Origin of the sequence: Acetobacter suratthaniensis (assembly GCF_017377745.1) — a bacterium.
Lineage (GTDB): Bacteria > Pseudomonadota > Alphaproteobacteria > Acetobacterales > Acetobacteraceae > Acetobacter > Acetobacter suratthaniensis.
Map to the genome: position 1 here is coordinate 37,438 of NZ_JAFVMG010000003.1, position 26,929 is coordinate 64,366.

The 26,929-nt window shown below is 62.3% G+C and carries 24 protein-coding genes; 11 read left to right on the top strand and 13 right to left on the bottom strand.

Annotated features, from left to right (window positions below; all coding sequences use genetic code 11):
* Positions 1–36 precede the first annotated feature (36 nt).
* Positions 37–924 carry an RNA polymerase sigma factor RpoH gene (gene rpoH, locus J2D75_RS04910; RefSeq protein WP_207853432.1) on the top strand — a complete coding sequence of 296 codons (888 nt, stop codon included), beginning with the start codon at positions 37–39 and terminating at the stop codon, positions 922–924.
* A 34-nt stretch (positions 925–958) separates the two neighbouring features.
* Here rpoH and recJ read toward each other — a convergent pair whose 3' ends face one another.
* The 5 genes from recJ to J2D75_RS04935 form a co-directional block, all read right to left on the bottom strand.
* Positions 959–2,770, bottom strand: coding sequence for a single-stranded-DNA-specific exonuclease RecJ (gene recJ, locus J2D75_RS04915; RefSeq protein ID WP_207853433.1), 1,812 nt, complete (start codon positions 2,768–2,770; stop codon positions 959–961).
* A gap of 5 nt (positions 2,771–2,775) precedes the next feature.
* Positions 2,776–3,759: a class II fructose-bisphosphatase gene (gene glpX, locus J2D75_RS04920; RefSeq protein ID WP_207853434.1), complete on the bottom strand. Its 984-nt coding sequence runs from the start codon at positions 3,757–3,759 to the stop codon at positions 2,776–2,778.
* 123 nt (positions 3,760–3,882) lie between these two features.
* Entirely contained in the window at positions 3,883–5,202 is a 1,320-nt protein-coding gene (locus J2D75_RS04925; RefSeq protein WP_207853435.1) for a homoserine dehydrogenase, read from the bottom strand.
* Complete coding sequence (locus tag J2D75_RS04930) at positions 5,199–6,434, bottom strand: LL-diaminopimelate aminotransferase (RefSeq protein ID WP_207853436.1); 1,236 nt, start codon at positions 6,432–6,434, stop codon at positions 5,199–5,201. The genes J2D75_RS04925 and J2D75_RS04930 overlap by 4 nt, the downstream gene beginning before the upstream one ends.
* A 204-nt stretch (positions 6,435–6,638) precedes the next feature.
* Complete coding sequence (locus J2D75_RS04935; RefSeq protein WP_243428513.1) at positions 6,639–7,829, bottom strand: hypothetical protein; 1,191 nt, start codon at positions 7,827–7,829, stop codon at positions 6,639–6,641.
* Positions 7,830–7,957: 128 nt separating this feature from the next.
* On the opposite strand from J2D75_RS04935, the gene J2D75_RS04940 reads away from it, so the two are divergent.
* Positions 7,958–8,644 (top strand): ATP-dependent Clp protease proteolytic subunit, encoded by a 687-nt coding sequence (locus J2D75_RS04940; protein WP_207853437.1) that lies wholly within the window; start codon positions 7,958–7,960, stop codon positions 8,642–8,644.
* Positions 8,645–8,789: 145 nt separating this feature from the next.
* Positions 8,790–9,794 (top strand): ferritin-like domain-containing protein, encoded by a 1,005-nt coding sequence (locus J2D75_RS04945; protein WP_207853438.1) that lies wholly within the window; start codon positions 8,790–8,792, stop codon positions 9,792–9,794.
* Between the two features lie 221 nt (positions 9,795–10,015).
* Here the strand turns inward: J2D75_RS04945 and J2D75_RS04950 are convergent, their stop codons facing one another.
* The gene (locus tag J2D75_RS04950; RefSeq protein ID WP_207853439.1) at positions 10,016–10,540 is read right to left on the bottom strand and encodes a hypothetical protein; all 525 of its coding nucleotides are present in this window, start codon (positions 10,538–10,540) and stop codon (positions 10,016–10,018) included.
* A gap of 204 nt (positions 10,541–10,744) precedes the next feature.
* Here J2D75_RS04950 and J2D75_RS04955 point away from each other — a divergent pair, with 204 nt between their 5' ends.
* Genes J2D75_RS04955 through J2D75_RS04965 form a run of 3 tightly spaced genes read left to right on the top strand, consistent with a single transcriptional unit; the run spans position 10,745 to position 16,380 of the window.
* A complete protein-coding gene (locus tag J2D75_RS04955) occupies positions 10,745–12,070 on the top strand; it encodes a TolC family protein (protein WP_265782903.1) in 1,326 nt (441 codons plus the stop codon).
* Positions 12,067–13,272: an efflux RND transporter periplasmic adaptor subunit gene (locus J2D75_RS04960; protein ID WP_207853440.1), complete on the top strand. Its 1,206-nt coding sequence runs from the start codon at positions 12,067–12,069 to the stop codon at positions 13,270–13,272. The genes J2D75_RS04955 and J2D75_RS04960 overlap by 4 nt, the downstream gene beginning before the upstream one ends.
* Positions 13,273–13,275: 3 nt before the next feature.
* Complete coding sequence (locus tag J2D75_RS04965; RefSeq protein WP_207853442.1) at positions 13,276–16,380, top strand: efflux RND transporter permease subunit; 3,105 nt, start codon at positions 13,276–13,278, stop codon at positions 16,378–16,380.
* Positions 16,381–16,382: 2 nt separating this feature from the next.
* On the opposite strand, the gene pqqE is transcribed toward J2D75_RS04965, so the two are convergent.
* The 7 genes from pqqE to J2D75_RS05000 form a co-directional block, all read right to left on the bottom strand.
* Entirely contained in the window at positions 16,383–17,468 is a 1,086-nt protein-coding gene (pqqE, locus tag J2D75_RS04970) for a pyrroloquinoline quinone biosynthesis protein PqqE (protein WP_207853444.1), read from the bottom strand.
* The gene (gene pqqD / locus J2D75_RS04975) at positions 17,465–17,764 is read right to left on the bottom strand and encodes a pyrroloquinoline quinone biosynthesis peptide chaperone PqqD (protein ID WP_243428514.1); all 300 of its coding nucleotides are present in this window, start codon (positions 17,762–17,764) and stop codon (positions 17,465–17,467) included. Before pqqD ends, pqqE begins: the two co-directional genes overlap by 4 nt.
* Positions 17,761–18,516, bottom strand: a complete 756-nt coding sequence (gene pqqC / locus J2D75_RS04980) for a pyrroloquinoline-quinone synthase PqqC (protein ID WP_207853446.1) — start codon at positions 18,514–18,516, stop codon at positions 17,761–17,763. Before pqqC ends, pqqD begins: the two co-directional genes overlap by 4 nt.
* A complete protein-coding gene (gene pqqB, locus J2D75_RS04985) occupies positions 18,513–19,424 on the bottom strand; it encodes a pyrroloquinoline quinone biosynthesis protein PqqB (RefSeq protein ID WP_207853448.1) in 912 nt (303 codons plus the stop codon). The genes pqqC and pqqB overlap by 4 nt, the downstream gene beginning before the upstream one ends.
* Positions 19,425–19,519: 95 nt before the next feature.
* A complete protein-coding gene (gene pqqA / locus J2D75_RS04990) occupies positions 19,520–19,600 on the bottom strand; it encodes a pyrroloquinoline quinone precursor peptide PqqA (protein WP_035370857.1) in 81 nt (26 codons plus the stop codon).
* A gap of 169 nt (positions 19,601–19,769) precedes the next feature.
* Positions 19,770–20,543 (bottom strand): exodeoxyribonuclease III, encoded by a 774-nt coding sequence (locus tag J2D75_RS04995; RefSeq protein ID WP_207853450.1) that lies wholly within the window; start codon positions 20,541–20,543, stop codon positions 19,770–19,772.
* A complete protein-coding gene (locus J2D75_RS05000) occupies positions 20,540–20,911 on the bottom strand; it encodes a HesB/IscA family protein (protein WP_207853452.1) in 372 nt (123 codons plus the stop codon). The genes J2D75_RS04995 and J2D75_RS05000 overlap by 4 nt, the downstream gene beginning before the upstream one ends.
* A gap of 137 nt (positions 20,912–21,048) precedes the next feature.
* Between J2D75_RS05000 and J2D75_RS05005 the strand changes: the two genes are divergently transcribed.
* The 5 genes from J2D75_RS05005 (at position 21,049) to scpB (ending at position 26,864) form a co-directional block, all read left to right on the top strand.
* On the top strand, positions 21,049–22,236 hold the full coding sequence (locus J2D75_RS05005) for a deoxyguanosinetriphosphate triphosphohydrolase (RefSeq protein ID WP_207853455.1): 1,188 nt from the start codon (positions 21,049–21,051) through the stop codon (positions 22,234–22,236).
* 78 nt (positions 22,237–22,314) lie between these two features.
* Positions 22,315–24,114, top strand: a complete 1,800-nt coding sequence (gene argS / locus J2D75_RS05010) for an arginine--tRNA ligase (protein WP_207853456.1) — start codon at positions 22,315–22,317, stop codon at positions 24,112–24,114.
* Positions 24,114–25,190, top strand: a complete 1,077-nt coding sequence (locus J2D75_RS05015; protein WP_207853459.1) for an SPOR domain-containing protein — start codon at positions 24,114–24,116, stop codon at positions 25,188–25,190. The genes argS and J2D75_RS05015 overlap by 1 nt, the downstream gene beginning before the upstream one ends.
* Positions 25,191–25,200: 10 nt before the next feature.
* Positions 25,201–26,079: a segregation and condensation protein A gene (locus tag J2D75_RS05020; protein ID WP_207853464.1), complete on the top strand. Its 879-nt coding sequence runs from the start codon at positions 25,201–25,203 to the stop codon at positions 26,077–26,079.
* Positions 26,076–26,864, top strand: coding sequence for an SMC-Scp complex subunit ScpB (gene scpB / locus J2D75_RS05025; protein ID WP_207853466.1), 789 nt, complete (start codon positions 26,076–26,078; stop codon positions 26,862–26,864). The genes J2D75_RS05020 and scpB overlap by 4 nt, the downstream gene beginning before the upstream one ends.
* The last annotated feature ends 65 nt before the right edge of the window (positions 26,865–26,929 follow it).

The window sequence follows — 26,929 nt, forward strand, 5'->3', positions numbered from 1 at the left end:
CAAGGGAGTTTTCAGCGCGGGAGGAGTGTCAGGATCATGGTATCTTCCGTTATTGATGTTGGGCCTGAAAGCAATCTTTCAAGGTACCTTCAGGAAATTCGTAAATTCCCCCTTCTTACCCCGGAGGAGGAGCTTTCCCTCTCGCGCCGGTGGAAGGAAACCGGCGATACACAGGCCGCCCACAGGCTGGTGACATCGCACCTGCGTCTGGTTGCCAAGATCGCCATGGGGTATCGCGGCTACGGCCTGCCGGTGAACGAGCTGATCAGCGAAGGCAATATCGGCATGATGCAAGCCGTACGCCGCTTCGACCCCGAAAAAGGGTTCAGGCTGGCCACGTATGCCATGTGGTGGATTCGCGCCGCCATTCAGGAATACATCCTGCATAGCTGGTCGCTGGTTAAAATGGGCACCACGGCTGCGCAGAAAAAGCTGTTCTTTAACCTGCGCCGCCTCAAAGGCCAGATGCAGGCCATTGATGATGGTGATCTGCGGCCTGAGCAGGTGGACAAGATCGCCAAAACACTCGGTGTGTCGGAACAGGATGTGGTGGACATGAACCGCCGCATGGCTGCTCCCGACCACAGCCTGAACGCTCCCATGCGGGCAGATCAGGACAGCGAGTGGCAGGATCGTCTGGTGGACGAGCAGCATAATCAGGAAGAGCTGTACGCCGAGAGCGAGGAAATGTCCGGTCGCAAGGCTCTGCTGGCATCGGCGCTGGAAGGGCTGAACGAGCGCGAACGCCGTATTTTCAACGAACGGCGGCTCAAGGACGATCCTTCCACGCTTGAAGACCTCGCGCATGAATACGGCATTTCACGCGAGCGGGTGCGGCAGATCGAGGTTCGGGCCTTTGAAAAGGTTCAGGAAGCCATGAAGAAAGAAGTCGAAGCCCGGCGTGACGCCGCGCGCGGCGGCTAAGTTTTTTTTCGGGGCGTCAGGCACGGGCGGGCGATCAGGCCCGCGCCGCATCCTGAATAAAGAAGGTTACATCCGTGCGCCCGTTCCACGCCTCGGCCCGCAGGGTGCCTGCCAGATGCAGCGGCGGGCGGGTGGTGTCTTCCAGCGTGGGGGTGAGCGGGTTGTCCTCGGCCCGGAATAGCAGAGCCTTCAGCCGGGCATTGTTATCGCCTTTCAGCAAAACCCGCAGGGTGTTTCCGTCCCGCCCGATCCGGTCGGTGCGGATAACCGTAACATGCGACAGAGCCACAACGGGTTCTGGGTTGCCTGCGCCAAATGGGGCAAGGCTGGCCATGTCCTGTGCCAGTTCCACGGTTGCCCCTGCAACAGACACCACGGCATCGAGCATCAGATCTACCCTGTCGGGCAGGGTGGCGGCATCGGGCAGGCGTGTATCCAGAAAAGTGTGAAATGCCTCAAGCTGATCGGCTTCGAGCGAAAAACCGGCTGCCATGGCGTGGCCACCGCCTGTTTTCAGCAGGCCTGCCTGCCGGGCCGCGATAATGACCGTGCCAAGGTCAAGGCCGGTAACAGACCGCCCGGAGCCTTTGATGGTGCCATCTTCCTGCTCCGCACCCACCAGTGCCGGGCGGTTGAACTGTTCCTTGATCCGGCCCGCCACAATGCCGACAACGCCGGGGTGCCAGTCCTTGCCCGCCAGCAGAATAACCCCGCGCCCGGCCTCTTTCTGGGCGGCGGCCTGCTGCATGGCGCGGTCAAGAATTTCAGCTTCAACCCCCTGCCTGCGGCGGTTTACGGCATCGAGCCGTTCGGCCATCTGGCGCGCTTCCAGCGGGTCGGCGCAGCGGAGCAGGCGCAGGCCCAGTGCGGCCTCGGCTATGCGTCCACCCGCGTTGATCCGTGGTCCGATGGCAAACCCGCATGAGGAGGCATCCGGGGCTTTGGTCACACCCGCAATGTCCAGCAGGGCGGCAATGCCAATACGCTGGCGGCGGCCCATGACTTCCAGCCCGTTGGCCACAAAAACACGGTTCAGCCCGTGCAAGGGCATGACATCGCAGACCGTGGCCAGAGCGACCAGATCGAGCAGCGGGCGCAGATCGGGTTCGGGGCGGGTATCAAACCAGCCTGCCGCGCGCAGGGTGCGCCGGGTGGCGACTGTAGCCAGAAAGCTCAGGGCAGCAGCGCAGATATGCCCAAGGCCCGAGCGGCAGTCTGGCCGGTTGGGGTTGACCGTTGCCAGAATGGCAGGCAGCGCGTCTTCCGATTTGTGGTGGTCGAGGACGATCACATCGGCCTGTGCGCTCAGGGGATTGAGCACATCGGCTGAGGCCGTGCCGCAATCCACGCATACAAGCACCTTGGCTCCCTGTGCCACCAGCGTTTCGAGTGCTGGCTGGTTGGGGCCGTAACCTTCGGTCATCCGGTCGGGAATATGGGTTACGACCGTGCAGCCCTGTTCTTCCAGAAAAGCTGCCAGAACAGCGCTGGCACATGCGCCATCGACATCGTAATCGCCAAAAATGCCGACACATTCGCCAGCCTGCACGGCGCGGGCCAGACGCTCGGCCGCGCGATCCATGTCCACCAGACAGGACGGGTCGGGCAGGGCGCTCAGCCGGGGTTTGAGGTAATGGGCGGCCTGTTCGGGGGTAATGCCGCGCAGGGCCAGCAGGCGGCCTGCAATATCGCTGATGCCAAGCTGCTGCGCCAGTGCTGCCCCGGCCCGCGCCACGGCAGGATTTTCCGCAGCGCCACGCCACGCCCAGCGTCTGCCACCCAGACTGTTTTCCACCCCCAGCACGGCAGGGGGCAGGGGAGCGAGCGAGAGCGTGGTGTCAGGCATGGGGTTTACTGTGCAGGCCAGACTTTGGTGTTGAGGTTGTGGTGGGCTTCGATAAAGCGCGATGTGCCCGAGCTTGAACGCATGACCAGCGAATGCGTGACAACCTGATGCGGGTAGAACCGCACCCCGCGCAGCAGCGCACCGGTGGTAACACCCGTGGCCGAGAACAGCACCGGGCCAGCGGCCATGTCATGCAGGCCCAGCTTACGTGCGGGGTCTTTGCCGGGGTTCATTTTCGCGGCGCGGGCGCGCTGTTCGTCGTCCTCGAACACCAGACGGCCCTGCATCTGGCCATTGGCGCAGCGTACGGCAGCGGCGGTCAGCACACCTTCTGGCGCCCCGCCGGAGCCAACGTAAATATCCACGCCGCTGTCTTCCAGGCAGGTGGCGATCCCGCCTGCTACATCGCCATCAGTCAGCAGGCGCACGCGCGCACCGGCTTCACGCGCATGGGCGATCATGTCGGCATGGCGGTCGCGTTCGAGCGTACACAGTACCAGGTCCTGCACATCGCGGTCTTTGGCGCGGGCGAGGTTTTTGAGGTTGGTTTCGATGCTGGCATCCAGATCCACCACGCCTTCGGGCAGGCCCGAACCAACGACGATCTTGTCCATGTAGATGTCAGGCGCATGCAGGAAATTGCCGCGCTCGGCGAGAGCGACAACGGTAATGGCGTTGGGCATGTCCTTGGCGCACAGGTTGGTGCCTTCGAGCGGGTCTACGGCAATATCCATGGCGGGGCCGCCTGCGCCGACCTGCTCGCCGATATACAGCATGGGGGCTTCGTCCATTTCCCCTTCGCCGATCACGACTGTGCCGTTGATGGCAACGGTATCAAAGGCGGCGCGCATGGCTTCCACGGCGGCGCCATCAGCATCGTTCTTGCGGCCACGCCCCGTCCAGCGTGAAGAGGCCAGTGCTGCGGCCTCGGTCACACGCACCAGTTCAAGGGCGAGGTTACGGTCAGAAATAATGGGGAAAGCGGGCATGGAATGAGGGCTCCTGCTGTGGTGCGGCAAACGCGGTCCGGCGGTGGGGTGGGCCTGCCGGGTGTTCAGGTGGCCCCGGCATTATGCCGGGGCCGGGGTGGGCCTGTTATGGCCCGGTCATGTTCAGGCTGCTTCGATCCTGATCATGACGGGGGTATCCGTTACGGCGCTGAGCGCACCGATACGCGCCAGTGCGTCCTGCATGGCGGCCTCGGATGTCTGATGCGTAACCAGAACCAGCGGCACATGCGGGGCGGATTCGCTTTCCGCCGGGTGTTGCAGCATGCTGCGTAGCGATACGCCGCAGTCGCGGAGCACGGCGGTAATATCGGCAATCACGCCGGGGCGGTCTTCCACGCGCAGGCGCAGGTAAAACGCACCCTGCCCGCTGGTGATGGGCTGGGCGCGCAGCACGGTATCGGCGGCCTCATCAGCCTGCACACCCCATACTGGCATGGTCTGCCCGCGGGCGATGTCCACCAGATCCGCCGTAACGGCGCTGGCTGTCGGGCCTGCGCCCGCACCGCGTCCTTCAATCATGATCCGGCCGACAAACTCGCCTTCGGCCACCACGGCGTTGAACACGCCATTGACCTGTGCGAGCGGCGACTGCTGCGGCACCAGACAGGGCGTTACCCGTGCGTGCAGACCCTGCTCGGTCATGCGCGCAAGGCCCAGCAGCTTGATGCTGTAGCCCAGAGCGCGGGCAAAGTTCTGGTCGGCGGCATCGACATGGCGGATGCCTTCCACATGCACGGAGCTGAAATCGACCGGGCGACCAAAGGCCAGACCAGCCAGAATGGTCAGCTTGTGGGCGGCATCCAGCCCGTCAATGTCGGTGGAAGGATCGGCCTCGGCATAGCCCAGCTCCTGTGCGTCTTTCAGCACGGAGGCAAAAGCCTGCCCGGTTTCACGCATGACGGTCAGGATATAATTGCAGGTGCCGTTCAGGATACCGCCCACGCGGGTCAGCCGGTCGGCGGCCAGCCCTTCGCGCACGGTCTTGATGGCGGGAATGCCGCCTGCCACAGCCGCTTCAAACAGCAGCGGCGCGTTATGCTCGGTGCTCAGGCGTGCAAGGGCCGGGCCGTGCAGGGCCAGCAGCGCCTTGTTGGCCGTTACCACCGGCTTGCCTGCTTTCAGCGCGCTTTCCACCACGGCGCGGGCCGTGCCTTCTGCCCCGCCGATCAGTTCCACAACCACATCCACGCTAGGGTCGTTTACGAGGTCTTCGGCCCGGTCGTGCCAGTTCAGGCCCGACAGGTCCACCCCACGGTCGCGGGTACGGTCGCGCGCACTGACGGCAACCACCTCAAGCGGGCGTCCGGCGCGTGCGCGGATCAGATCGGCATTGGCGCGCAGCAGCCGGATGGTGCCCGCGCCAACCGTGCCAAGTCCGGCAATGCCAAGGCGCAGGGGTGTGGTAGGGGTAGTGGATGTCACGGTGCAGCAGACTCCGGCTTTTTGGCTGAGGAAGGAAGAACAGGCGCACTGATTCCATGTGCGGACAAAAAGCCCTTGATGGAGCGCAGGGCCTGACGCAGGCGGTGGGGGTTTTCGACCAGACCGATACGGACATGGTCATCGCCATATTCACCAAAACCGAGGCCGGGGGCCACGGCAACGCCCGCTTCTTCTAAAAGCAGTTTCGAGAAGGCGACACTCCCCATTGCCCGGAAGGGCTCGGGAATGGGCGCCCAGGCGAACATCGATCCTTCGGGGGAGGGAACGTCCCAGCCTGCGGCATGCAGGCCACGGATCAGGACATCGCGCCGCTCACGGTAGATGTTGCGCAGGTCTGCCACGCAGTCCTGCGGGCCGTTCAGCGCGGTTACCGCCGCGACCTGAATGGGAGTGAACGCCCCGTAATCCAGATAGGACTTGATGCGTGTCAGGGCAGAGATCAGCCGTTCGTTGCCGGCGGCAAACCCCACGCGCCAGCCAGCCATGGAATAGGTTTTGGACAGGGAGGTGAATTCCACCGCAATGTCCCGCGCACCCGGCACCGCCAGAATGGAGGGGGGCACCTTGTCGCCAAAATAGATTTCGGCATAGGCGAGATCGGAGAGAATCCAGATATTCTCGCGCCGCGCGAAAGCCACCAGTTCCTTGTAGAAATCAAGGTCGGCCAGATAGGCCGTGGGGTTGGACGGGAAGTTGACGATCAGCGCCGTGGGCTTGGGTACGGAGTGGCGCACCGCGCGGTCGAGTGCGCGCAGCATGTCCTCATCCGGCGTGGCAGGAATGGAGCGCACGCTCGCCCCGGCGATAATGAAGCCAAACTGGTGAATGGGATAGGAGGGGTTAGGCACCAGAATGGTGTCGCCCGGGCTGGTGATGGCCGATGCCAGATTGGCCAGACCTTCCTTGGAGCCAAGAGTGACAATAACCTCTTTTTCCGGGTTGAGCGTCACATTGAAGCGGCGCTCATAATACCCGGCCACCGCCTTGCGCAGGCCCGGAATACCCTTGCTGACCGAATAACGGTGCGAGCGCGGGTCGTTCACGGTTTCGATCAGCTTGGCCACGATATGCGGCGGGGTGGGGGTGTCCGGGTTGCCCATGCCGAGGTCGATAATATCCTCTCCGCGGGCTCGGGCCGCGGCCTTGGCCTGATTAACCGAGGCAAAGACATAAGGCGGCAGGCGACGGATGCGGTGGAACTCTTCGGTCATGGACGTGTGCTGCTCTGGAACTGGAGGGGAAATGCCCCTGAGTTGCTGCGGGACGGGTATAGTAATCCGCAAAATGGAACAGGCAACTCCCCGTGCGGGAAATCTCTGCCATGGCATGCGAATTTGGCATGGGGCCGTGACATGGGCGCGTCTGATCCCTGAAAGTGACGCGCCCGGTGCCGCAGCCCGATGCAGAGGGCGGGATCAGGGCGTGCTGGCGATTTTTGCTCCCGTGCCAAAGGCATCGCCCCGCACGTGCAGGGCCGAGGCAGGCACGCCGCGCTTGAGCAGCACATGGGCCAGACGCGTGGCGCGCAGAAGGCCCAGCCGCACCGCATCGGCCTGATCCTGCGCACTCATGGAGGCCGCATTGCCAAAACCACGGATATAGAACGGGCCGTTGGGTGTGCTGCCCAGCAGCTTGTTCACCGCATCGTCCTGCCCGGAGGAAAGTTCGTCGGACTGGGGCAGGAAGTGAAAGCCCGTGCCCGGTATGTCGCGCAGGTCATAGGCAGGGAGTGCCGAGGTTGTGCTTGGCGGGGGGGAGGGGATGGATGCTCCCTCCATGTCAGGCACAGGAGGCGGGGCATCGGGGATGGGGGGAATGAGGTTGGCGGGGAAGGAATCCACGCTGTTCTTTTCCGATACCGTGGGCATGGCGACCTCCTGAGCTGCCGGGTCGGCCTTGCCTTTGCCGTGCGGCTTGGTGCCACCGGTTGTTTTTGTGCCCGGGCTGGGCTTGCTGGGTACACTGGGCTTGCTGGGCACTGGCGGCGGCGGCGGCGGTGGGGCCGTGGCCGCATCCATAATGGCGCCATTAACCCCTTCGGGCAGGGTGGCTGGCTGGTTGGCCGGCGCGGTATCGGGCTTCTGCTTTGCCGGGGCGCCCTGTGCGGCGGCAGGTGCAGCGGGTGTCGCTGGTGGGGTAGGGGGAGCAGGTGGGGCAGATGTAGCGGGTGCGGCAGGGGTAGCAGGTGGGGCAGATGCTGCAGGTGCGGCGGAGGGCAGGGGCGGGATAACAGGCAGCAGGCTGCCATTGGCCGCCATGGTGCGGTAGGTGAGGTTGCGGTTGCTGATAAGCCTGCTGGTCAGTAGGGCGCGGGCCCCGGCTGAAGGCAGGCTTGGTGGTGTTGTGGGGGTCAGCCCGACATGTGGGTAAGGGGAATACTGCCCGGGTGGTGGCGGGCGCTGCCCTGCCACAACCCCGCCGCGCATACTCTGTAGCAGCTCCACGGTGCTGTCGGTGAAGCCCCGGTGGTGGCAACCCGTGGTCAGCAACAGGGCCAGCAGGGCCGCTCCGGCGCGCGCAGGCCGTTGTATCAGGCCAGAGCAGGGGGCGGGTTCGGGGCTGGCTGGCTGGTAGGGGCCATGCGGCTGGGGGCCGGTCTGGGGCATGGTCGGGCGCGTGCTCCATTGGTAACGCGTGCGGAAATGGCCCGCACCTTAGCCTTTTACCCCATCCGTGGCGAGACGCTGCGTGATTGCCCCTTGGCAGGCAGGCGACAGCGGCGCAGGATAGGGCCATGAACACAGACACAGAACAATGCGCGGAGACAGCCATGCCGGGTATTTTTTCCCGTGACGCCATCAGACTGGACGACGAACCCGAAAACCCGGAAACCCCGGAAAAGGAAAACGAGGAAAAGTCTTCCGGCGCACCGCAGGGCGAACTGGAGCACAAGCTCTTCAAGCGGCGGACAGTGCTGATTTTCGGTGGGATCAATGACAAGATCGCCCGTGACGTAACGGGCCGCCTGCTGGCGCTGGCCGGGGAATCCGACAAGCCCATCAATGTCTATGTCAATTCCCCCGGCGGTCATGTGGAAAGTGGTGACACGATCCATGACATGATCCGCTTTGTCGATTCGATTGCGCCGGTCAACCTGATCGGTACGGGGTGGGTTGCCTCTGCGGGTGCGCTCATTTTTGCAGCCGGGCACAAGGATCGTCGATTCTGCCTGCCCAACACGCGTTTTCTGCTGCATCAGCCGATGGGTGGCGTACGTGGGCCTGCAACCGATATCGACATCGAAGCCCGCGAAATCCTCAAGATGCGTGAGCGGCTCAACCGTATTTTTGCGGTGGAAACCGGCCATACATACGAAAAGATCGCCAAGGACACCGATCGCAATTACTGGATGTCCGCTCAGGAAGCGATAGAATACGGTTTAGTGACAAAGATCATTTCCCGCTTTTCCGATCTGCACTAAGGCGGAACCAGCGCCGCGCCATTCCCGCTTTTTAAACGGCGGGGAGGCGCTGCCTGTTTAGGGTCATGAACCTCTCGCGTGGTCCGGCTGCTTCGGGCTGGGCCAGCCTGCCGGGGGTTCCTCAATAAAAGACAGGTTCCTCACTATGGGTTCTCTGAGCGAGATTTACTCCAAACTCCCCGACAGCATGGACGATCTGCCCCCGCCGCCCAGCGCGGAAGCGGTCGCGCAGGCGGATTACCGTGCGCGTCATTGGCAAAGCCCTGTTACGGGGCGGCTCAAGCCGGGGTCTGATGCACATAAACGCGCCATGGCTGAGATGTTCCGTGACACGTTCAATCCGTATCGGCCCTCCGTAATTGAGTGGCCCAAGCTCGATCCCGAGACGCTGCACAAGATTGTCTCCCTGCCGATCTGGGATATTGCCGTACAGACCGAGGGCAAGGCCCGGCTGCGTATGGCGGCCTATGCCGCGCTGGTGAGCGACCCGGATGTAAAGGACGCCATCTCGCGTAATGCGTGGGAAGAAAACCGGCATAAGGAAGTGCTGGCCAAGATGGTGGCCGCCTATAACATTCCTATGGCTCCCGAACCGCCGTACATCGAGCCGAAGGACCCTGAGTGGGCTTATCTTGTCACCGGTTTTTCGGAATGTGTGGATAGCTTCTTTGCATTTGGCATGTTTGAACTGGCCAAGCGCTCCGGGTTTTTCCCGCAGGAGCTGACGGACACGTTCGAGCCGATCATGCAGGAAGAATGTCGCCATATCCTTCTGTTCGCCAACTGGCTGGCCTGGTATCGCGCAACCATGCCCTGGTGGCGTCGTCCGTATTTCGAACTCAAGGTGTGGGCGGTCTGGGGTTTTCTGGCCTATGAGCGCATCAGCCTTGTCCGCACCGTTGATGACAAGGGTGAGGTGCATACGCAGGACAACAACTTTACCGTTACGGGCACCAAGGATGTCGCCAATATCGACATTACCCTGCCCGATTTCATGGACTTGTGCCTGCAGGAAGATGAGCGGCGTTTTTCTGGCTATGATTCCCGCCTGCTCCGCCCGACATCTGCTCCCTTTATCGCGCGTATGCTGCGTGGTGCCGGGCGTTGTTGGGAGTTTGCCAGCGAAGTGGTGAAAGCCAACCGGCGCTGAACAGTTTCAGATTTGTCAGCCAGTAAAAAACGGCCTCTCCAGTGATGGGGAGGCCGTTTTTTTATACACTGGCTCTGGCGGCAGGGCTGCGTGGGCGTGACATAAATCTGTCACTGGCTGTCTGTTCTGCCGTATTTTATTAAGTGATCACGCGCTGGGGTGTCGTGCATGGGGTACGGTTTGTAACCATGACGGCAGGCCGTAAAACAGAGGCGGGTTGTTTACGAAACGTGTTCGAGTGCTTTCTGGGTAGCCGCAGGATCCTGTTCCTGCTGGTATTCCAGATTGTCCCATACGCGCTGGATGGTGGTGTAGATATTATCGCTCAGCGCACTGGGCGGCAGGCTGTTGGCAAACTGCGAAAGGGATGATGAGCTGCTGGAAAGCGTTGCCCCACCGGAACGAAGTGTGACAGCGACAAAGCCGCGCAGGGTCTGGCCTGCATAACGCTGGATGGTGACATTGACCTGAAGGTTCTCGGCGGCCAGATTGCGCAATGCCTTGCGGGAGGCGGTGTCATCCGGGCAGGCGACACTTTGCAGCGCGGCTTTTTCCACCTCGGAAAAAGGGTAGCCATGATAATTACCCGATACCGATAGGCGCATGCTCTTGTGCTCGTTCGGGCAGGTCATTTTATAATCCTGCGCCGCGGCAAGAGGCGTGCCAGCGAAGAGGGCGGATAACAGCAGAAGGGCCGAAAACAGGGTGTGGACGCCAAGGCGTTTACACTCTCTTTCTTCCGTCATGGCGTTGCGCTCCTGTGATCCCCGTGGGGTCATTCTCATGTATTTATATATTGAAGCCGCAGAAGCCAGTTCAAGGCAATATGGAATTGCGGCGTGACAATATGAATTTTTTTTTATAAAATTTCCGTTCATATAGCCGTCATCTGTCCGGTTTAATTTGTTTCTGTCCTGCTTTGTAACAATTCCAAGGGTGGTTCTGCTCTCGTGCGATGTCCGTCTTTGCTTCCGGCCCTGTCATGGCGTTCTGTTGTGGGGGTTGGGGCTTTTCCCTTTCTCCTATGCGTTTCGGAATCGAAACTTTATGGGGCCACAGCCAGCGTTACAGCCCGCCTGACGGAGCATGTAACGGTTGTGGCCGCGCCCACGGCTTCAGCTCCGTTCAGCCTGCATGATGCCATTGTTGCCGCATGGCTGTTCGACCCCGAGCAGGGGGCTTACATGGCGGACAGCACCTCGGCCCAGCGGCGTGCTTCTGCCGCGCGGTCTTGGTTTTCTGGCGGGCCGACAGTCGCTGGCCAGTATTATGATGACCATTTTATCGGCAGCAAGGTGGGGTACACCACCTATCAGGGCAGCATTTCCGTGCCGTTCTGGTTGCCCGGACAGGGCACAGCCACGGAAAACGCTGCCAAGGCGGATGAAAAAGTCGCCAACTGGCAAATGCAGGTGCAAAGGCTGGCCGTAGCCGCACGGGTGGTGGATCTGGCGGGGCAGGGGGCGGTGTTGTCCGCCCGGCTGAATAACCTGTCCGCTGTCAGCCATGTGCTGGAGCAGACCACGCAGGATGTAGAACACGCATGGACGGCGGGCGAGGTTTCCGGTGCCGACCGTGAGGCCGCCGTTGCTGAAAAAGCGGATGTCGATGGCACGCTGGCTGATATGGGCCAGCAGCTTGAAGGCGTGCGGGCAGAACTGGAAGCCCTGACAGGGCGTGATAACCTGCCCGATCTCGGCTCTATTGATGGACGGCGTCTGGCGCGTGATGGCTACCAACTCGATGTGGAGCAGGATCCGCGGATCAAGCTGGCGGATGCCCAACTGAAAAAAGCACAGGCCAGCTACAGCGTGGCGCGTCATTCCTACATGCCCAACCCGCAGGTGGGGGTCATGCTCAGCCGTCAGGAGCAGTATGAAAGCCCATGGGATACGCAGGTTGGCGTACAGTTTCAGGTGGGCCTGCCTAGCGAGGCGGTCAACACTCCGCTGGTCATGAAGGAAATGCAGGCGGTCAGCCGCGCCGAGGCAGATAAGGTTCTGGCGCATCGTAAGGTTATGGCTGAATACCGCCAGCTAAGAGCACAGCTTGCTGCCGCGGCAACGCAGGTGCGGCATGCCCGTCTGGGGCAGGAGCAGTCAGACCTGCGCGCCTCGGATCTGTCCCGCGCATGGAAAGCAGGAGAACTGCCCTTGGTGGAATATCTGCGTGCGCGGCGCACGGCGCTTGATGCGGCAGACAGGCAGGCTCAGGCGGAGGCCACCATGCGTACCACCATCGCGCGTATCATTCTTATGACAGGGCAGACCCCATGACCTTTAAAGCCTTCCCGTGGCCTGCGGCCTGCCTGCTATCCTGCGTTCTGTTTTCTGCCGCTCTCCTGCCTTTGGCTCAGGCTCAGACACCCCCTTCCAAACCTGTGGCGGCGCCAGCGGTTGTTGCTCCGGTGCTGGTGGATATTTCCGATGAGGCTCTTCAGGCTGAAAATATTCATACCGCCACAGCGGTTGCGGGCAGTCTGCCGCGCCATACCGATGCGCCAGCCTATGTCGCGGCGGATGAACGGCGGATTGTGCGTATTCGCCCCGTAGGGGATGGCCGCGTCATTTCCGTAGCGGTTGTGCCGGGGCAGGTGGTTAGCAAAGGTCAGCCGTTGCTGGCGTATGAGAACTTCACCCTGCGAGACGAAATCTTTCAGAATACATCGGACGAAGCCTCGCTGCGGGCCGCCCGGGCTGAGGAGCGTAACGCCCGCCAGCTTTATGAGCGCGGGCAGCAGCTCAAGGGCGGTGCGCTGTCGGTGGGGGAAGTGGAACGCCGGCAGGAAGCCTGGCGTGCGGCCCGAGCACTGGTGCAGGAGCGCGAGGCGGATTCCCGCCGTGCTTCCGAGCATGTGCGCCGCTACAGTTCCGGTATGGAAAAAGTGGAAGGCGGGCAGTCCGTTGTGGTGTCTCCCATTGATGGGGTGGTGAGCCATGTGTCGGTGGTGAGTGGGCAGGACATGACAGCCGGAGGCCCCCCTCCGATCGAAGTGGATGACCTGTCGCATGTCTGGGTTGTCTCGCAGGTGAATGATGTTGATGCCCGCAGCGTGCTGGTGGGCAACAGGCAGCACACATGGATTGTAGAAGGAGAACCACCGCTGGCTTCGCGCGTGGATGCGGTTGAGGGGAGTGTGGACCCCGGCACCCAGCATGTGCTGGTGCGTAGCCTGCTGGATAATCCCGCCAACAGGCTCAAGCCCGGCATGCTGGTGCGGACACGACTGTTTTTCCACGATGAGGTCAACGGCATTATCGTACCCGAAGCCGCCGTACAGACCCTGAACGGCCAGCCGGTGGTGTTTGTGCGGGTGGCGCCGGGGCGTTACGCGGTGCGCCCGGTGGAAACCGGCCCATCGCTTGATGGCAACATCGTTCTGCTGCGTGGCGTCAAGGCTGGTGAGACGGTGGTGACACAGGGCAGCTTCGTTCTCAAATCACAGGTCATTCTTTCCACTCAGAGCGGGGCGGGCTAATTCATGGCGCTTTTCCGCTGGTTTATTGAAAAACGGGTTTTTCTGTTCTGTGTCGTAGGGCTGCTGATGGTGGCCGGACTGGCCGATTTGTGGAGCCTGCCGGTTGAACCCGTGCCCGATATTTCGCCCACACAGGTGCTGGTAACGGTGCAGGCGCCGGGCCTCGCTACGGAAGAGGTCGAAAAACTCGTTACCGCTCCCATTGAAAAAGTCATGTCCGGTGTGGTGGGGCTGAGCGGTATGCGCTCGGTTTCGCGCACCGGGGTTGCCGTGCTGTATCTGCAGTTTGATGAAGGCACGGATATTTACCGCGACCGCGAAATGGTGGTGCAGCGCCTGCCTCTTGCCCGTGAGAGCGTGAGCGTGCCGGGGCTGAGCATTGATCTGGCCCCTCTGGCAACGGGTATGGGGGAAATCCTGCACCTGCAGATCAAGGGCAAGGAACAGGCGCTGGAAGACCTCAACCGCCTGATGGTCTGGAACGTGGTGCCCCGTCTGCGTCTGGTGGATGGGGTGGTGGATGTGAACGTCAATGGCGGCGCATCGCAGACTTACGAGGTCGCCATCAACCCCGAGGCATTGCGCCAGTACAAGGTGTCAGTCAGCGATGTGTTTCACGCGCTGGATACGGGCAACGAGGTCGCGGGTGGCGCATGGATCGAACATAATGACGAACAGCATGTCATTGTTGGCCGCTCCCTGATTGATGATCTGAACGAACTGGGCGAGGTGCAGGTCAAAAGCGGGCCAAATGGGGCTGTTATCCATATGCGTGATATCGGCACGGTGCGCAAAGGTCGTCGCCCGCGTCTGGGGGGTGTCACGCGCGATGGCAGCGGCGAGATTGTGAGTGCGGTCGTGCTGCTTCAGCAGGGGGCCAGTGCGCGCTCAACGCTTGCGGCTCTCAGCCGGGAACTACCACAAATTCAGGCGACCCTGCCTGAAGGCGTGACACTGGAGCCATATTACAGCCGTGCGGCGCTGACTGCCAAAACCATTGATACCGTGCGCGAAAATCTGGTGGTGGGGGCGTTTCTGGTGCTGGCGGTGCTGCTGCTGGTTATTGGCGATGCGCGGGCCTCTATCATCATTATTTCCGTTATTCCGTTCTCGCTGGTGGCGGCCATGGTGGGGATGCGTCACCTTGGCATTTCGGCCAATCTGCTCAGTCTGGGCGCGATTGACTTTGGTATGGTGGTGGATAGCTCGCTCGTTATTGTCGAAAACGTGCTGCACCGCCGCAGACCCGCCGAGCCTCTGATGCAGACCGTGCTGTACACCGTGCGCAGCGTTATGCGGCCGGTTGTGTTTGCGGTGCTGATCATTGCCATGGTGTATCTGCCTATCCTCACGCTACAGGGCGTGGAAGGGCGCATGTTCAGGCCCATGGCGGAAACGGTTATTCTCGCACTGGTGGCATCACTGATCTATTCGCTGGTTTGTGTGCCGGCTTTGTGTGTCTGGCTTGGCTCGGGCAAATCCGTTGCGGCCAAGAAGGACGATGACGACGGACACCCCCATGACGACCCCCACCATACGCGTTTCATCGCGTTTTTGTGGCGTGCGTTTCGCCCGGCGTCTGCCTGGTGCATGAAGCACACGCGCGAGGTCGTGGCGATAGCGGTGGTGTTCCTGCTGGTTTGTTGTGGGTTGGCAACCCGGCTGGGTGGCGAGTTTATTCCCCAGTTGCAGGAGGGCGACCTAATCGTGACCTCCACCCGGCCGCCGGGGATTTCGCTCGATGCTTCGCTGCGTTCGGCGCAGGCCATAGAGCGTACGCTGCGGCGTTTCCCTGATATTCGTTCGGTGGTGAGCGTGACCGGCACGGCGGCGATCCCCACAGACCCGCAGGGCGGAGAGCAGAGCGATACCTATATCCTGCTCAAACCCCGCGAGGAGTGGAAGACCGCCACCACGCAGGAAGGGCTGGTTAAAGCCTTTAACGCCGCCCTGACACACGATAATCCCGGCTCGCTGTATAACTGGAGCCAGCCGATCCAGATGCGGATGGACGACCTGCTTTCCGGTGTGCGCTCACAGATTGCTATCGGGGTTTACGGGCCGGATCTGAAGGAGCTGGCCAGACTTTCAACCCGGATTGCCGAAGTTGTTAGCAAGGTGCCGGGTGCTGCGGATGTCGCGCCACAGGATGTCGGTACCATTCCGTACCTGCATATCGACGTAAACCGTACGGCGGCGGCGCGCATGAATGTTGAAACTTCCTCCGTGATTGACGCGGTGGAAGCCTTGGGCGGCCATTACGGCCCGCCGGTTGCTGTCAATGATGCGCTTATTCCTACCGAAGTGCGTATTCAGCCAGACGCGCGTGAAAATCTGGAAGACATCCGCACGCTGCCCATTATCACCCGGGATGATAAAACCATCGACCTCTCGCAGGTCGCGCACATTATTCTCAATGATGGGCCTCCTGCCATCCGGCGTGAACAGGGCATGCGGCGCAGCATGGTGCAGGCCAATGTGCGTGGGCGTGACCTGAGTTCCTTCGTGCAGGCGGCGCAAGCTGCGGTGCGCGAACAGGTGCCGTTGCCCCCCGGCTACCGTCTGGAATGGAGCGGGCAGTTTCGTAACCTGCAAACTGCTGTTGCGCGGCTGGAGGTTGTGGTGCCGGTCATGCTGGCGCTTATTTTCCTGCTGCTGGTCATGGCGCTGGGCGAGCTTGGGCTGGCAGCCCTTGTGTTCGTCAACCTGCCGTTTGCGGCAACGGGCGGCATTCTGGCTCTTTATCTGCGGGGCATGCCGTTCAGCATTTCGGCCGGTGTTGGCTTTATTGCGTTGTTTGGCGTGGCCACCATGAACGGGCTGGTTCTGGTGTCCTATATGCGCGATCTCAAGAAGGAAGGGGCAACGCCTTTCCGGGCGGCTGTTGCGGCGGTGCAGGATCGCTTCCGCCCTGTCATGGCTACGGCTACGGTGGCCTGCCTTGGCTTTTTTCCCATGGCGTTTTCCATGAGCGAAGGGGCGGAGGTGGAAAAACCACTGGCAACCGTGGTGATCGGGGGGCTGGTGTCGTGTACCTTCCTGACCCTGCTGGTGCTGCCCACCCTGTATGCCGCCCTGTATGGGCGCGATCGTAAAAAGCGGGCGTAAGGTCAGGCGTTACCGTAACGGCGGTAACGAAAGGCCGGAGGGGTTGCGGGGCGTGTGGTAATGGCGCGCTCCACCAGCCCGTGATCCGGGGCTTTATGGCATACGGGGTCTGCGGCATCTGCCTTGCCCGCCAGTGCTAGCGCCTGACAGCGGCATCCGCCCCAGTCCAGTGTCTGGGCCGGGCAGGAGCGGCAGGGCTCGGGCATCCAGTCCGTGCCACGGAACATCGTAAAGAGCGGCGCATTTTCCCATATATCTGTCAGCGAAGCATCGGCCACGGAGGGAAACTCAACGTTGGGGATGCTCTCTGCCGCGTGGCAGGGCAGCACGCGCCCTGTGGGAGAGATGTTCAGGAACCGCTGGCCCCAGCCGCCCATGCAGGGCTTGGGTTCTTCAGCGTAATAATCGGGGGTGACGAAATCAATGGTCATGCGCCCGGCAAGGCGGGTGCGGGCTTCTGTCACGGCCTGTTCGGTCAGGGCAAGCTGGTCGCGGTCGGGCAGAAGGGCATCGCGGTTGAGCAGCCCCCAGCCGTAATACTGGGTATGGGCAATTTCTACCCGGCGCGCCCCCAGTTGCTCCGCCAGCAACAGCATGGCGGGCACACGCTCGGCATTCTGCCGGTGGATGACAAAATTGAGCGTAAGCGGCATGCCTTCGGCAACAATCAGCCGGGCGGCTTCGAGTTTCTTGGCATGAGCGCCCGCCATATTGGCCACCCGATCTGCGGGGTCTGGCAAGGCATCCTGAAAGGAAAGCTGGATATGATCCAGCCCGGCATCCGCCAGAGCAGCGAGTGAGGTCGGGTTAAGCAGCACGCCTGATGTAATCAGGTTCGAGTAAAGCCCCACGCTTTGGGCATGGCGTACCAGATCGGGCAGGTCTGGCCGGGCCATGGGTTCGCCACCCGAAAAATGCACCTGTAACACACCCATGGCCGCTGCTTCATCCATCACGCGCCGCCATGTGGCGGTGTCCAGTTCGGATGTGCGTGGGTCAAGCCGCAGGGGGTTGGAGCAGTAGGGGCATTGCAGCGGGCAACGATGAGTCAGTTCCGCAAGCAGGCTCATGGGAGGGGGGGTAGTCATGCTCGCACCAGCACCTGTCGGGCCGCGAGGTCGTTCACAAGGGTCAGCACATCTTGTGTGATAACCGTACGCGGCGCATCGAATTTTTCAGCCAGTGTGTCGATTACCACGGCCAGTGCGCGCGCGCCATCAACCAGTTGCAGCACTTCCACCGCGATGGCATCGGCCAGAAAAGCCCGTTCAGGTGCCTGAATGAACCATGTTTCACGCACGCGGTCGTATTGAAGGCGCGTGCCACGCGCAAAGCGCGGCACGCAGTCTTCCGTCATCGGAGGCGGGGTGAGCGACCCTGTCATGCCGTGGTGTCGGGGCGGAAAGACCCCGGCGGAATACGGCCCGGTGCAACATAGGCATAATCCAGCGCATCCAGCATGGACCACAGCACATCGCACTTGAAGCGCAGCGCCGCCAGCACGGCCTGCTGCTGTTCGGCGGTGCGGGCGTGTTCTTTCACATAGGCCAGTGCAAAGGCCGAATCCTGCGGTGCCTGTGTCAGCCGGGGCTTGAAATAGGCCAGTGTTTCTTCGGTAATGAAGCTATAGTTGCGCAGCATGCCCGATACGCGCTCGCTGATGATGGTGGGCGAGAACAGTTCGGTCAGGGATGAGGCAATGGCTTCGAGAATCGAGCGCTCGCCCACAAAATGCACATAGGCATCCACCGCAAAGCGTGTGCCGGGCAGCAAGCCTTCGAGTGACTCCACATAATCCCGATCAAGGCCCAGACCATCGGTGAGCTTCAGCCAGCGGGCGACGCCACCGGTTTCGGGGGCTGTGCCGTCGTGGTCTTCAAGGCGGCGGCGCCATTCACGGCGCAGTTCCGTAGTGGGCAGGCGTGCGAGCAGGGTGGCGTCCTTGGCGGGAATGCACGCCTGATAATAATAGCGGTTCAGCGCCCAGGCCTGCACCTGCGCCTTGTTCAGCCTGCCATCATGCAGGGCACGGTGGAACGGGTGCAGGTTGTGGTAACGTTCGGCGCCAATGGCGCGCAGGGCGGCTTCCAGTTCCTCGGGGGACAGGAGGCGGGCAGGGGCTTTTGTGGTGCTCATAATGTGATCTTCATACCGTCGAAAGCAACATCCCACCCGGCCTGTTCAGCCGCGGCACGTTCAGGCGTTTCGGCCAGCAGAACAGGGTTGGAATTGTTGATGTGAATGAGGATTTTACGCCTGACATCGAGTGAGCGGAAGCTCTCGATGGTACCATCTGGTGTGTCCGCAATGGACATGTGGCCCATGCGGCGGCCTGTTTTGCTGCCAAGCCCAGCGCGGATCATCTCGTCATCAGTCCAGAGCGTGCCATCGAAAAATACCGCATCCGCGCCGCGAATGCGCGCGCGCAGGGCATCGGTCATGAGTGCGCAGCCGGGAATGAACAGGGCGCGGGCGCGGCCATCTGTGATTTCAAGGCCGATATTTTCGCCGTTGGTCAGCACTTCAGCCGGGTTTTCACCCTGTTCCGCGTAGAGTGGTACCTTGCCCGGCACGGCAAAGGGCGTAATGGACAGGCCCGCAGGCTCAAGCGGCACAGGCTGGCCAAGCACCAGCGTGTTGCGCGGCACAATGCTGCTGTCCAGCGCACTAAAGATGGGGTTGGCCGTAAGCTGGCCGAGCACCTGCTCCGTGGCGTAAAGGCCAAAAGGCTGGCGTTCACGCAGGGTCAGCAGCCCGATGATGGCGTCAATTTCACCACTGGTCAGGAACACGCCCCGGATAGGGGTGGAGCGCAGGCCTTCCTTGGGGTGCATGTCCGGTGTGGCGTTGATCTGGGCACGCAGATCGGGCGAGGCATTGAGCACATACCACGAAACACCATCACCACTGACCGCGATGGAAGCCTGCGTGCGGGCCGGGGCTGCGGGGTCTCCCGCGCGGGCGCGCTGGCATGCTGGCGCGTTGGAGTTCCATTGGGGAAAGCCACCGCCAGCCGCAGCGCCTAGAACAACGATATCGAGCATCAGCCTACAGTCCAGTCAAAAAAAAACCGTCAGCTCCGAACGGGATCGCCTGTCCGGGGCTGACGGCTGAAATACAGAAGGAACTGTGTTCCGTCTTATTTCTTCTGACCGCAGACGTAGCTGTTGATTTCTGCGCCCAGCGGAATTTCCGTAACTTTCGGTGCGTTCCAGGCCATGGGTCTTCTCCCTGTCTCGATTTGGCATCAACGGCGGCGCCGTAGCCGGACGGCTGTCCGGTGTCTGGCACCGTTGTTGGGGGTTTAGTGTGGCCAAAAAACCGGCCCTTGCAACCCCTGACGGTGCAACGCAGGGAGTCGGAAGGGGTTTATCACGTTAGTGTGAACGTCAGGGCCGCTCTGACAGCGTCACGATCAGCGGCACGTGATCTGACGGGCGTGTCTTGTCGCGTTCATCCCGGTCGGGTGTGGCCGTGTGCAGGCGTTCGGCCACACGGGGGGAGAGCAGCATGTGGTCGATCCGCAGGCCGCTGTCGCGTTCCCATGCCCGGGCCTGATAGTCCCAGAACGTATAGGCAGCTCCCTGAGGGTGCAGGGCGCGTAGGGCGTCTGTCAGGCCCAGCCAGCGCAGGCGCCGCCATGCGGCGCGGCTTTGCGGGCGCACCAGCGCATCGTCCGGCCCCAGTGCGCCGGGGGCGCAGTCTTCGGCTGTTGGGCAGATATTGTAATCTCCGGCCAGCACAAAATCCGTATTCGCCCGCAGTAGGGCTTCGGCACGGTCATGCAGGGCCGCGGCAAAGGCCAGCTTGGTGGCGTAGCCTGCCTCTCCGCCTGAGTTGCCGTTAGGCAGGTAGAGGTTGCCCAACACCAGCCCCTGCGTGCTGATTTCGACATAGCGTGCCGCGGGGTCTGTAAAGCCGGGCAGACTCGCGTTGGTTACTTCAAACGGTGTGCGGGATAGGGTTGCGACCCCGTTATAGGTTTTCTGCCCCACAACCGCGCAGCCATAGCCTGCGGCTTCAAATGCCTGTGCGGGAAACTGCTCCGTTTCGCATTTGATTTCCTGCAGCATCAGCACATCTGGCTGTTCGCGCGCCAGCCAGTCCAGCACCAGTTCCAGTCGGGGGCGGACGGAATTAACGTTCCATGTTGCGAGTTTCATGCGAGTGAAAAGCTCGTGCCGCACCCGCAGGAAGAGGCCGCATTGGGGTTGATCACCGCAAAATGTGCGCCCATCAGCTTGTCTGCAAAGTCCAGTTCAGCTCCGGTCAGCAGGTCGAGGCTTGCGGGATCAACGATCACCAGTGCGCCGTTTTTTTCGATCCGCGTATCTTCGGCGTTAATGGCCTGTGGCGGAATAAGCGTGAACAGATACTGGAATCCGTTGCACCCGCCCGACTCCACGGCAACGCGCAGGGCAGTTGGGGCGGGGCTTTGAGGTGTGGCGCCCGCCTGTTTCTTGGCGATCACGGAACTGATGCGCGTTGCCGCGGCATCCGATACGGAAAAAGAAGGGGCTGGCTGTGTCATACCAGCATAGATAGTCCGCCCGTGTGCCGGTTTGAAGAGGAAACACGCCTGCAATGGTCAACTTTCCCGCAATGCACTAGACTGAACGCAACCGAAGCCGCCGGGACAGGCGGGTTGAGCAGGGGGGATGAGGCAGGATGCAGGCACATGCAGGAGCTGGTCTCGCGCCGTATGCCGTGCGTATGGGAGAAGGATGCGCAAGGCGGCTGTATGCCGAGCCGGAATCCAACACGCGCTCCCCCTGGCAGCGTGACCGCGACAGGGTGATCCATTCCTCCGCGTTCAGGCGGCTGCAATACAAGACGCAGGTTTTCGTCAACCATGAGGGTGATTTTTTCCGCACCCGGCTCACTCACTCTCTGGAGGTGGCGCAGGTTGCACGCTCCATGGCCCGTAATCTGGGGCTGGATGAAGACCTGACAGAAGCCGTCTCTCTCGCGCATGATCTGGGGCATACCCCCTTTGGCCATGCAGGGGAGGATGCGCTGGCGACACTCATGCAGCCATGGGGCGGGTTTGATCATAACACCCAGGCGCTGCGGCAGGTCATGCTGCTGGAACGGCGCTATATCGCCTTCGATGGGCTGAACCTGACATGGGAAACGCTCGAAGGTCTGGCCAAACATAACGGCCCGCTGCGCCGTCCCTCCGAGCGTATGAGTGCGCTGGATGGGCTTTTCCCGCTTGATCTTGCTACCTATGCCTCGGCAGAGGCGCAGGTGGCCGCTCTGGCGGATGACATTGCCTATCATGGCCATGACCTTGATGACGGCGTGAAATCCGGCCTGCTTTCGCTGGATGATCTGGTGGACGTACCTTTGGTGGGTGAGGCGCTGGCCACGGCGCGTAAACTGGCCGAGGGTCTGCCTGCCTCCGATCCGCGCACGGCGCGCCGTATCCGGCATGAGATGGTGCGCCGCGTCATTCACGGGCTGGTAACAGACGCGCTGTCCTGCACGCGCGCGCGTCTGGCTGATCTGGCCCCGCGAGATGTGGCGGATATTCGCGCCGCTTCAGGCCCGGTCGTGGCGCTGAGCGAGAGCATGAGTGTGGCCAACAAGGGCATTCGCAAGTTTCTGTTCGCGCGGCTGTACCGGCACTGGAAGGTCAACCGCATGACCCACAAGGCGCGCCATCTTACACGCGAGCTGTTCACCATTCTGACAGACTCGCCTACATTGCTGCCAGCCGACCGGCAGCGCGAAATACCCGATGGCGACGTGCAGGCCCTGCGCCGCGTTGTGGCCGACTACGTAGCGTCCATGACCGACCGTTATGCCATGCAGGAACATAGGCGGTTGACTGATCTGTCGGTTCCGGGCTGATAACCCCTTTTTTGGCGTATCGGCTCCGGGTATTCCCCCGGTTCCGGGCGTTTTATTGAGTGACAGGATTGAGTGTGCATGTCTGACTGTGTGTTCCAGCGTTACCGTCATCATGTTCTGGCTACCGTGCGGGAACTGCTGCCCGACGTGGCCGAAGACACGCTGGCCCGCGTCGAACTGACCCCCACGCGCGACCCTGCCCACGGTGACATGGCCACCAACGCTGCCCTGCTGCTGGCGCGTGTGGCAAAACGCAAGCCCGCCGATATCGCGCAGGAACTGGCGCAGGCTCTTGCCGCTGTGCCGGGCGTTGCCGCCGCCGCCGCCGCCGGGCCGGGTTTTGTCAACATTACCCTTGAGCCTGCCGTGCTGCGTGGCGTGCTGCCCGATGTGCTGCGGGCGGGCGAGGCTTATGGTGCGTCTCGCATCGGGGCGGGCGTGCGCGTTAATGTCGAATATGTTTCGGCCAATCCTACCGGGCCGATGCATGTCGGCCATTGCCGAGGGGCTGTGGTGGGCGATGCGCTGGCTAATCTGCTGGCCAAGGCCGGTTTTGCCGTCACCAAGGAATTTTACATCAACGATGCGGGCACACAGGTGCGCGCACTCGCATGGGCCGCGTACTGGCGCTACCTACAGGCTCTCGGCACGACGATGGAGCAGGACGCCTTTGCTGAGCTGGCTCCTAACGGCTTGCAGTATCTGGGCGATTATCTGGTGCCCGTAGGCATGGAACTGGCCGCCGAATACGGTGCAAAGCTGGCCGAAACGGCAGAGGACGGAACAGCCCGCCCCGCGCCGGAAGCCACATGGCTTGAAACCGTGCGCGGCTTTACCGTGGCGCATATGCTCAAGGCGATCCGCGAGGATCTGGCGGCTCTTGGCGTCAATCAGGAGGTTTTCACCTCCGAGGCCGATGTGCTGGCGCGTGGCGTGACGGAAACCGCCATCCAGACGCTGGAACAGCAGGGCCTGCTATACGAGGGTATTCTTGAGCCCCCCAAGGGCAAACTGCCGGAGGACTGGGAGGAGCGCGAGCAGCTCCTGTTCCGCTCTACCGATTTTGGCGATGACGTGGACCGCCCCCTGCGTAAGTCCGATGGCACCAACACCTATTTCGCTAACGACATCGGTTGCCATGCCGATAAGGTGGCCCGTGGCGCACAGGTGATGATTGATGTCTGGGGTGCGGATCACGGCGGTTACGTCAAGCGCATGAAGGCTGCCGTCAAGGCGCTGACACGCGATGCCGTGCCGCTGGAAGTGGTGCTGTGCCAGATTGTGCATATCCTGCGCGATGGCCAGCCCGTGCGTATGTCCAAGCGGGCTGGCACCTTCGTGACCCTGCGTGACCTGATTGACGAGGTCGGCCGTGATGCGGTGCGCTTTACCATGCTCACCCGCAAAAGCGATGCCCAGATGGAGTTCGACCTCGATCTGGTTGTAGCGCAAAAGCGCGATAACCCGGTGTTTTACGTGCAGTACGCCCATGCCCGCTGCCGCTCGGTGCTGCGTGCCGCCGCAGAGGATGGTTCTTACGGCCCGGTCGATGCCGCCACCCTGTCCACCGCCGGGCTTGAAAGCCTGAGCGCAGATGCCGAAATGGCGCTGGTGCGCCGTCTGGCGGAATGGCCCCGCATGGTGGAAGCGGCTGCTCTTGCGCGTGAGCCGCACCGCATTGCGTTCTATCTGGCCGATGTCGCGGCGGATTTCCATGCGTTGTGGAACCGTGGGCGTGATGATGCGGCCCTGCGCTTCTTGCAGGCGGATGCGTTGGATGCCACGCGTGCGCGCCTTGCCCTTGTGGCGTCCACGGCGGCGGTTATCCGCTCCGGTCTGGCGGTCATGGGCGTGGAGCCTGTTGAGGAAATGCGCTGATGAACGAAAAAGAGCGGGGAACCGCTTCGGCGGATGATCGGATCAGCCGTGCGCGTGAGCGCATGAGCACGGATTATGACGATACGCCGACCAAGCCCGAAGCTGCCCTGCTGGGCAGCATGCTGGCGCGTGTGACCGGTACCGATTCCATTACCCGCTGGCTGGCCTATGGAGCGGCCGGTCTGGGGGGGCTTTTGGTACTGGGCATTGGTGGCTGGGCGCTGGTGCGGCACCATTCGCACGGTATTCCCGTTCTGGGGCCACCGTCCGTGGCCATGAAAACCCACCCGGTTGATCCGGGTGGCATGCAGCTTGATGCCCTCGGCCCGACCGAGGAGACTGATGACCAGACGGGTCACCCCGTACCCGCTCCTGAAAAACCCAACCCGGCAGCGCTGGCCGCCCAGTATGGTAGCCCCACGGCGACACCACCAGCCGGAGCAGGTGCTGGCGCGGGTGAAACATCGCCTGCAGGGGCAGCGCCCGCCGCTACCCAGACAGCCGAGGCGGCCCCCACAGCCCCGGCTGGTGCGGTTTCTGGTGCGGCCTCCGGCGCGGCAGATGAGGAAGAAACCGACAACACAGCGCCCGGTTCGGTAGAAGAAGGCGATAGCGCCGCCGCCGGGCAGGCCTCCGCCCAGCCCGGTAAGCCGGATGCGACAGCCCATGCTGCGCCGCCTGCCGCCCAGCCGGTCAAGTCGGCGGAAGAAACGCCTGCCCGTAACACGACGGCCCCAGCTCCCGCAGCCCCTCCAGCGGTTGCGGCCAAGCCGGCGGAAGCGCCTTTGCCCGCACCCGTGGCCGCAGTTCAAGCCAGCAAGGGCGGCAGTGGTGGCTATCAGGTGCAGCTTGCGGCTCTGCAGAGCGATGCCGAAGCCCGCAAGGAATGGAGCCGCCTGAAAACCCGCTACCCGACCCTGTTTGGCACGCGCACACCCTCCATCGTGCGTACGGAGCAGAACAGCGCCGTGTTCTACCGCCTGCGTGTGGCTGGGTTTGAGAGCAGCGCAGACGCCCATACTTTCTGCGCCACGGCGCGGGAGCGCGGGCTGGCCTGCATGGTAGCCCGGCCCTAGGCGTCAGGCATTGAGCATACAGGCTGACCCACCCACGGCGGCTGCCGCCGTGGCCGCGCCCACCGGCGCACCCGAAGCAGCGGCTCTTGAGGCCGATACCCTGCCGCGTTCACCCCTGCTGAGACTGGAAGGGTTTGAAGGCCCGCTCGATCTGCTGCTGGATCTGGCGCGGGCGCAAAAGGTGGATCTGGCGCGTATTTCCATTCTGCAACTGGTTGAGCAGTATCTTGCGGTTGTGGAAAGCGCGCGCCGCGTGCGGCTGGAACTGGCGGCGGACTGGCTGGTGATGGCCGCATGGCTCGCCTGGCTGAAATCGCGCCTGTTGCTGCCTCCGGATGATGAACTGGCCGTTGAGGGTGAGGAAGCCGCCGAGCTTTTACATGAACGCCTGCTTGAACTGGCCTGCATGGGCCAGCTTGCCCGCTGGCTTGATGCGCGGCCTCAGCTCGGGCGCGACGTTTTTGCCCGTGGCGAGCCGGAAGATCTGACCGAAATCGACCGCTCCGGTCTGGTGCTGGATGTGCCGCAGTTAATGCGCGCCTATCTGGCGGCCATGCGGCGCACGGCTTCGCGCAAGGTGTATATGCCACGCACGCTGCGTTTCTGGACGGTGCAGGATGCGCTCAGCCGCTTAACGCGCCTTCTGGGCGAAACGCCGCCGGGCTGGAATGCGCTTGATGCCTTTCTGCCCGATGTGCTGCCCGAGCAGGAAGGGGGCGATGCCGCTATCAGGCAGCGGCGCGCAGCTCTTGCAGGCACATTGATTGCCGGTCTGGAACTGGCCAAGACCGGGCGGCTGGAATTGCGGCAGGATGAGACCTTCGGACAAATTCTGCTGCGCTCGCACACAGCCCCGCAGGCCGAAGATCAGGACGGAGAAAACTCATGACACAGCCAGATCTCCCGCGTAAGGCGGAAGAAGATGCCCCGTCCGGTTCTGTTGATGGGGTGCAGGGTGATGAGAGGCAGGCAGCCCCTGTTGTGCCTGATGATGCCGTGCGTCTGGCCGAAGCCCTGATTTTTGCGGCGTCCGAGCCGGTGAGTGCGCGCAGGCTGGCTGACCTGCTGGAAAGCCGCCGCCTTATGCCGGATGGGCAGGAGGATCTGGGCGCGTTTGTTGATGCGGTGCTGGCCACCCTTGTCAGGCGCTATGAAGGGCGCGGGGTCAATCCGGTTGAGGTGGCGGGGGGCTGGCAGTTCCGCACGGCACCAGATCTGGCCGCACAGCTTACGCGCGTGCTCGAACGCCCCCGGCGCCTGCCCCGCGCGGTGATGGAAACACTGGCCATTATTGCCTATCACCAGCCCTGCACCCGCACGGATATTGAAGATATTCGCGGTGTCAGTCTGGGCCAGACCGTGCTTGATACGTTGATTGAAGCCGAGCTGATTGCCCCGCGCGGCCGCAAGGAAGTGCCTGGCCGCCCTGTTCTGTGGGGCACAACGGCTGAGTTCCTGCGCCATTTTGGCCTGCGTGCGCTCTCTGATCTGCCCAGACGTGAGGAGTTGCTGGTGGATGTGCCGGACATGCGCCAGAGCCAGTCTGAAATTGCGTTTGGCAACCCGGATACGCAGGAGGAAGGCCCTGAGCTATCCCCGCCATCGGAGGGCGAAACAGCGGCTTTGTCCGGGCCAGAGGCGGAAGAGAGTGTTTCCGGGCCGGAACGGGCGTGATAGACACAGCGGGCCTTTATGTCGTGCGCTGGCTGGCGCGCGGCCTGTGGCGGGTGTGAACGGGG

Excerpts from the sequence above, each read along its gene's own strand:
- pqqE (WP_207853444.1), bottom strand. The coding sequence starts at position 17,468 with ATGACTACCCCCCCTCCCATGAGCCTGCTTGCGGAACTGACTCATCGT.
- J2D75_RS04930 (WP_207853436.1), bottom strand. The coding sequence starts at position 6,434 with ATGACCGAAGAGTTCCACCGCATCCGTCGCCTGCCGCCTTATGTCTTT.
- J2D75_RS04965 (WP_207853442.1), top strand. The coding sequence starts at position 13,276 with ATGGCGCTTTTCCGCTGGTTTATTGAAAAACGGGTTTTTCTGTTCTGT.
- rpoH (WP_207853432.1), top strand. The coding sequence starts at position 37 with ATGGTATCTTCCGTTATTGATGTTGGGCCTGAAAGCAATCTTTCAAGG.
- glpX (WP_207853434.1), bottom strand. The coding sequence starts at position 3,759 with ATGCCCGCTTTCCCCATTATTTCTGACCGTAACCTCGCCCTTGAACTG.
- J2D75_RS05000 (WP_207853452.1), bottom strand. The coding sequence starts at position 20,911 with ATGACACAGCCAGCCCCTTCTTTTTCCGTATCGGATGCCGCGGCAACG.
- pqqB (WP_207853448.1), bottom strand. The coding sequence starts at position 19,424 with ATGCTCGATATCGTTGTTCTAGGCGCTGCGGCTGGCGGTGGCTTTCCC.
- recJ (WP_207853433.1), bottom strand. The coding sequence starts at position 2,770 with ATGCCTGACACCACGCTCTCGCTCGCTCCCCTGCCCCCTGCCGTGCTG.
- J2D75_RS04940 (WP_207853437.1), top strand. The coding sequence starts at position 7,958 with ATGAACACAGACACAGAACAATGCGCGGAGACAGCCATGCCGGGTATT.
- J2D75_RS05015 (WP_207853459.1), top strand. The coding sequence starts at position 24,114 with ATGAACGAAAAAGAGCGGGGAACCGCTTCGGCGGATGATCGGATCAGC.
- pqqD (WP_243428514.1), bottom strand. The coding sequence starts at position 17,764 with ATGACAGGGTCGCTCACCCCGCCTCCGATGACGGAAGACTGCGTGCCG.
- J2D75_RS05005 (WP_207853455.1), top strand. The coding sequence starts at position 21,049 with ATGCAGGCACATGCAGGAGCTGGTCTCGCGCCGTATGCCGTGCGTATG.
- pqqC (WP_207853446.1), bottom strand. The coding sequence starts at position 18,516 with ATGAGCACCACAAAAGCCCCTGCCCGCCTCCTGTCCCCCGAGGAACTG.
- J2D75_RS04945 (WP_207853438.1), top strand. The coding sequence starts at position 8,790 with ATGGGTTCTCTGAGCGAGATTTACTCCAAACTCCCCGACAGCATGGAC.
- pqqA (WP_035370857.1), bottom strand. The coding sequence starts at position 19,600 with ATGGCCTGGAACGCACCGAAAGTTACGGAAATTCCGCTGGGCGCAGAA.
- J2D75_RS04960 (WP_207853440.1), top strand. The coding sequence starts at position 12,067 with ATGACCTTTAAAGCCTTCCCGTGGCCTGCGGCCTGCCTGCTATCCTGC.
- J2D75_RS04935 (WP_243428513.1), bottom strand. The coding sequence starts at position 7,829 with ATGCCCCAGACCGGCCCCCAGCCGCATGGCCCCTACCAGCCAGCCAGC.
- argS (WP_207853456.1), top strand. The coding sequence starts at position 22,315 with ATGTCTGACTGTGTGTTCCAGCGTTACCGTCATCATGTTCTGGCTACC.
- scpB (WP_207853466.1), top strand. The coding sequence starts at position 26,076 with ATGACACAGCCAGATCTCCCGCGTAAGGCGGAAGAAGATGCCCCGTCC.
- J2D75_RS04995 (WP_207853450.1), bottom strand. The coding sequence starts at position 20,543 with ATGAAACTCGCAACATGGAACGTTAATTCCGTCCGCCCCCGACTGGAA.
- J2D75_RS04950 (WP_207853439.1), bottom strand. The coding sequence starts at position 10,540 with ATGACGGAAGAAAGAGAGTGTAAACGCCTTGGCGTCCACACCCTGTTT.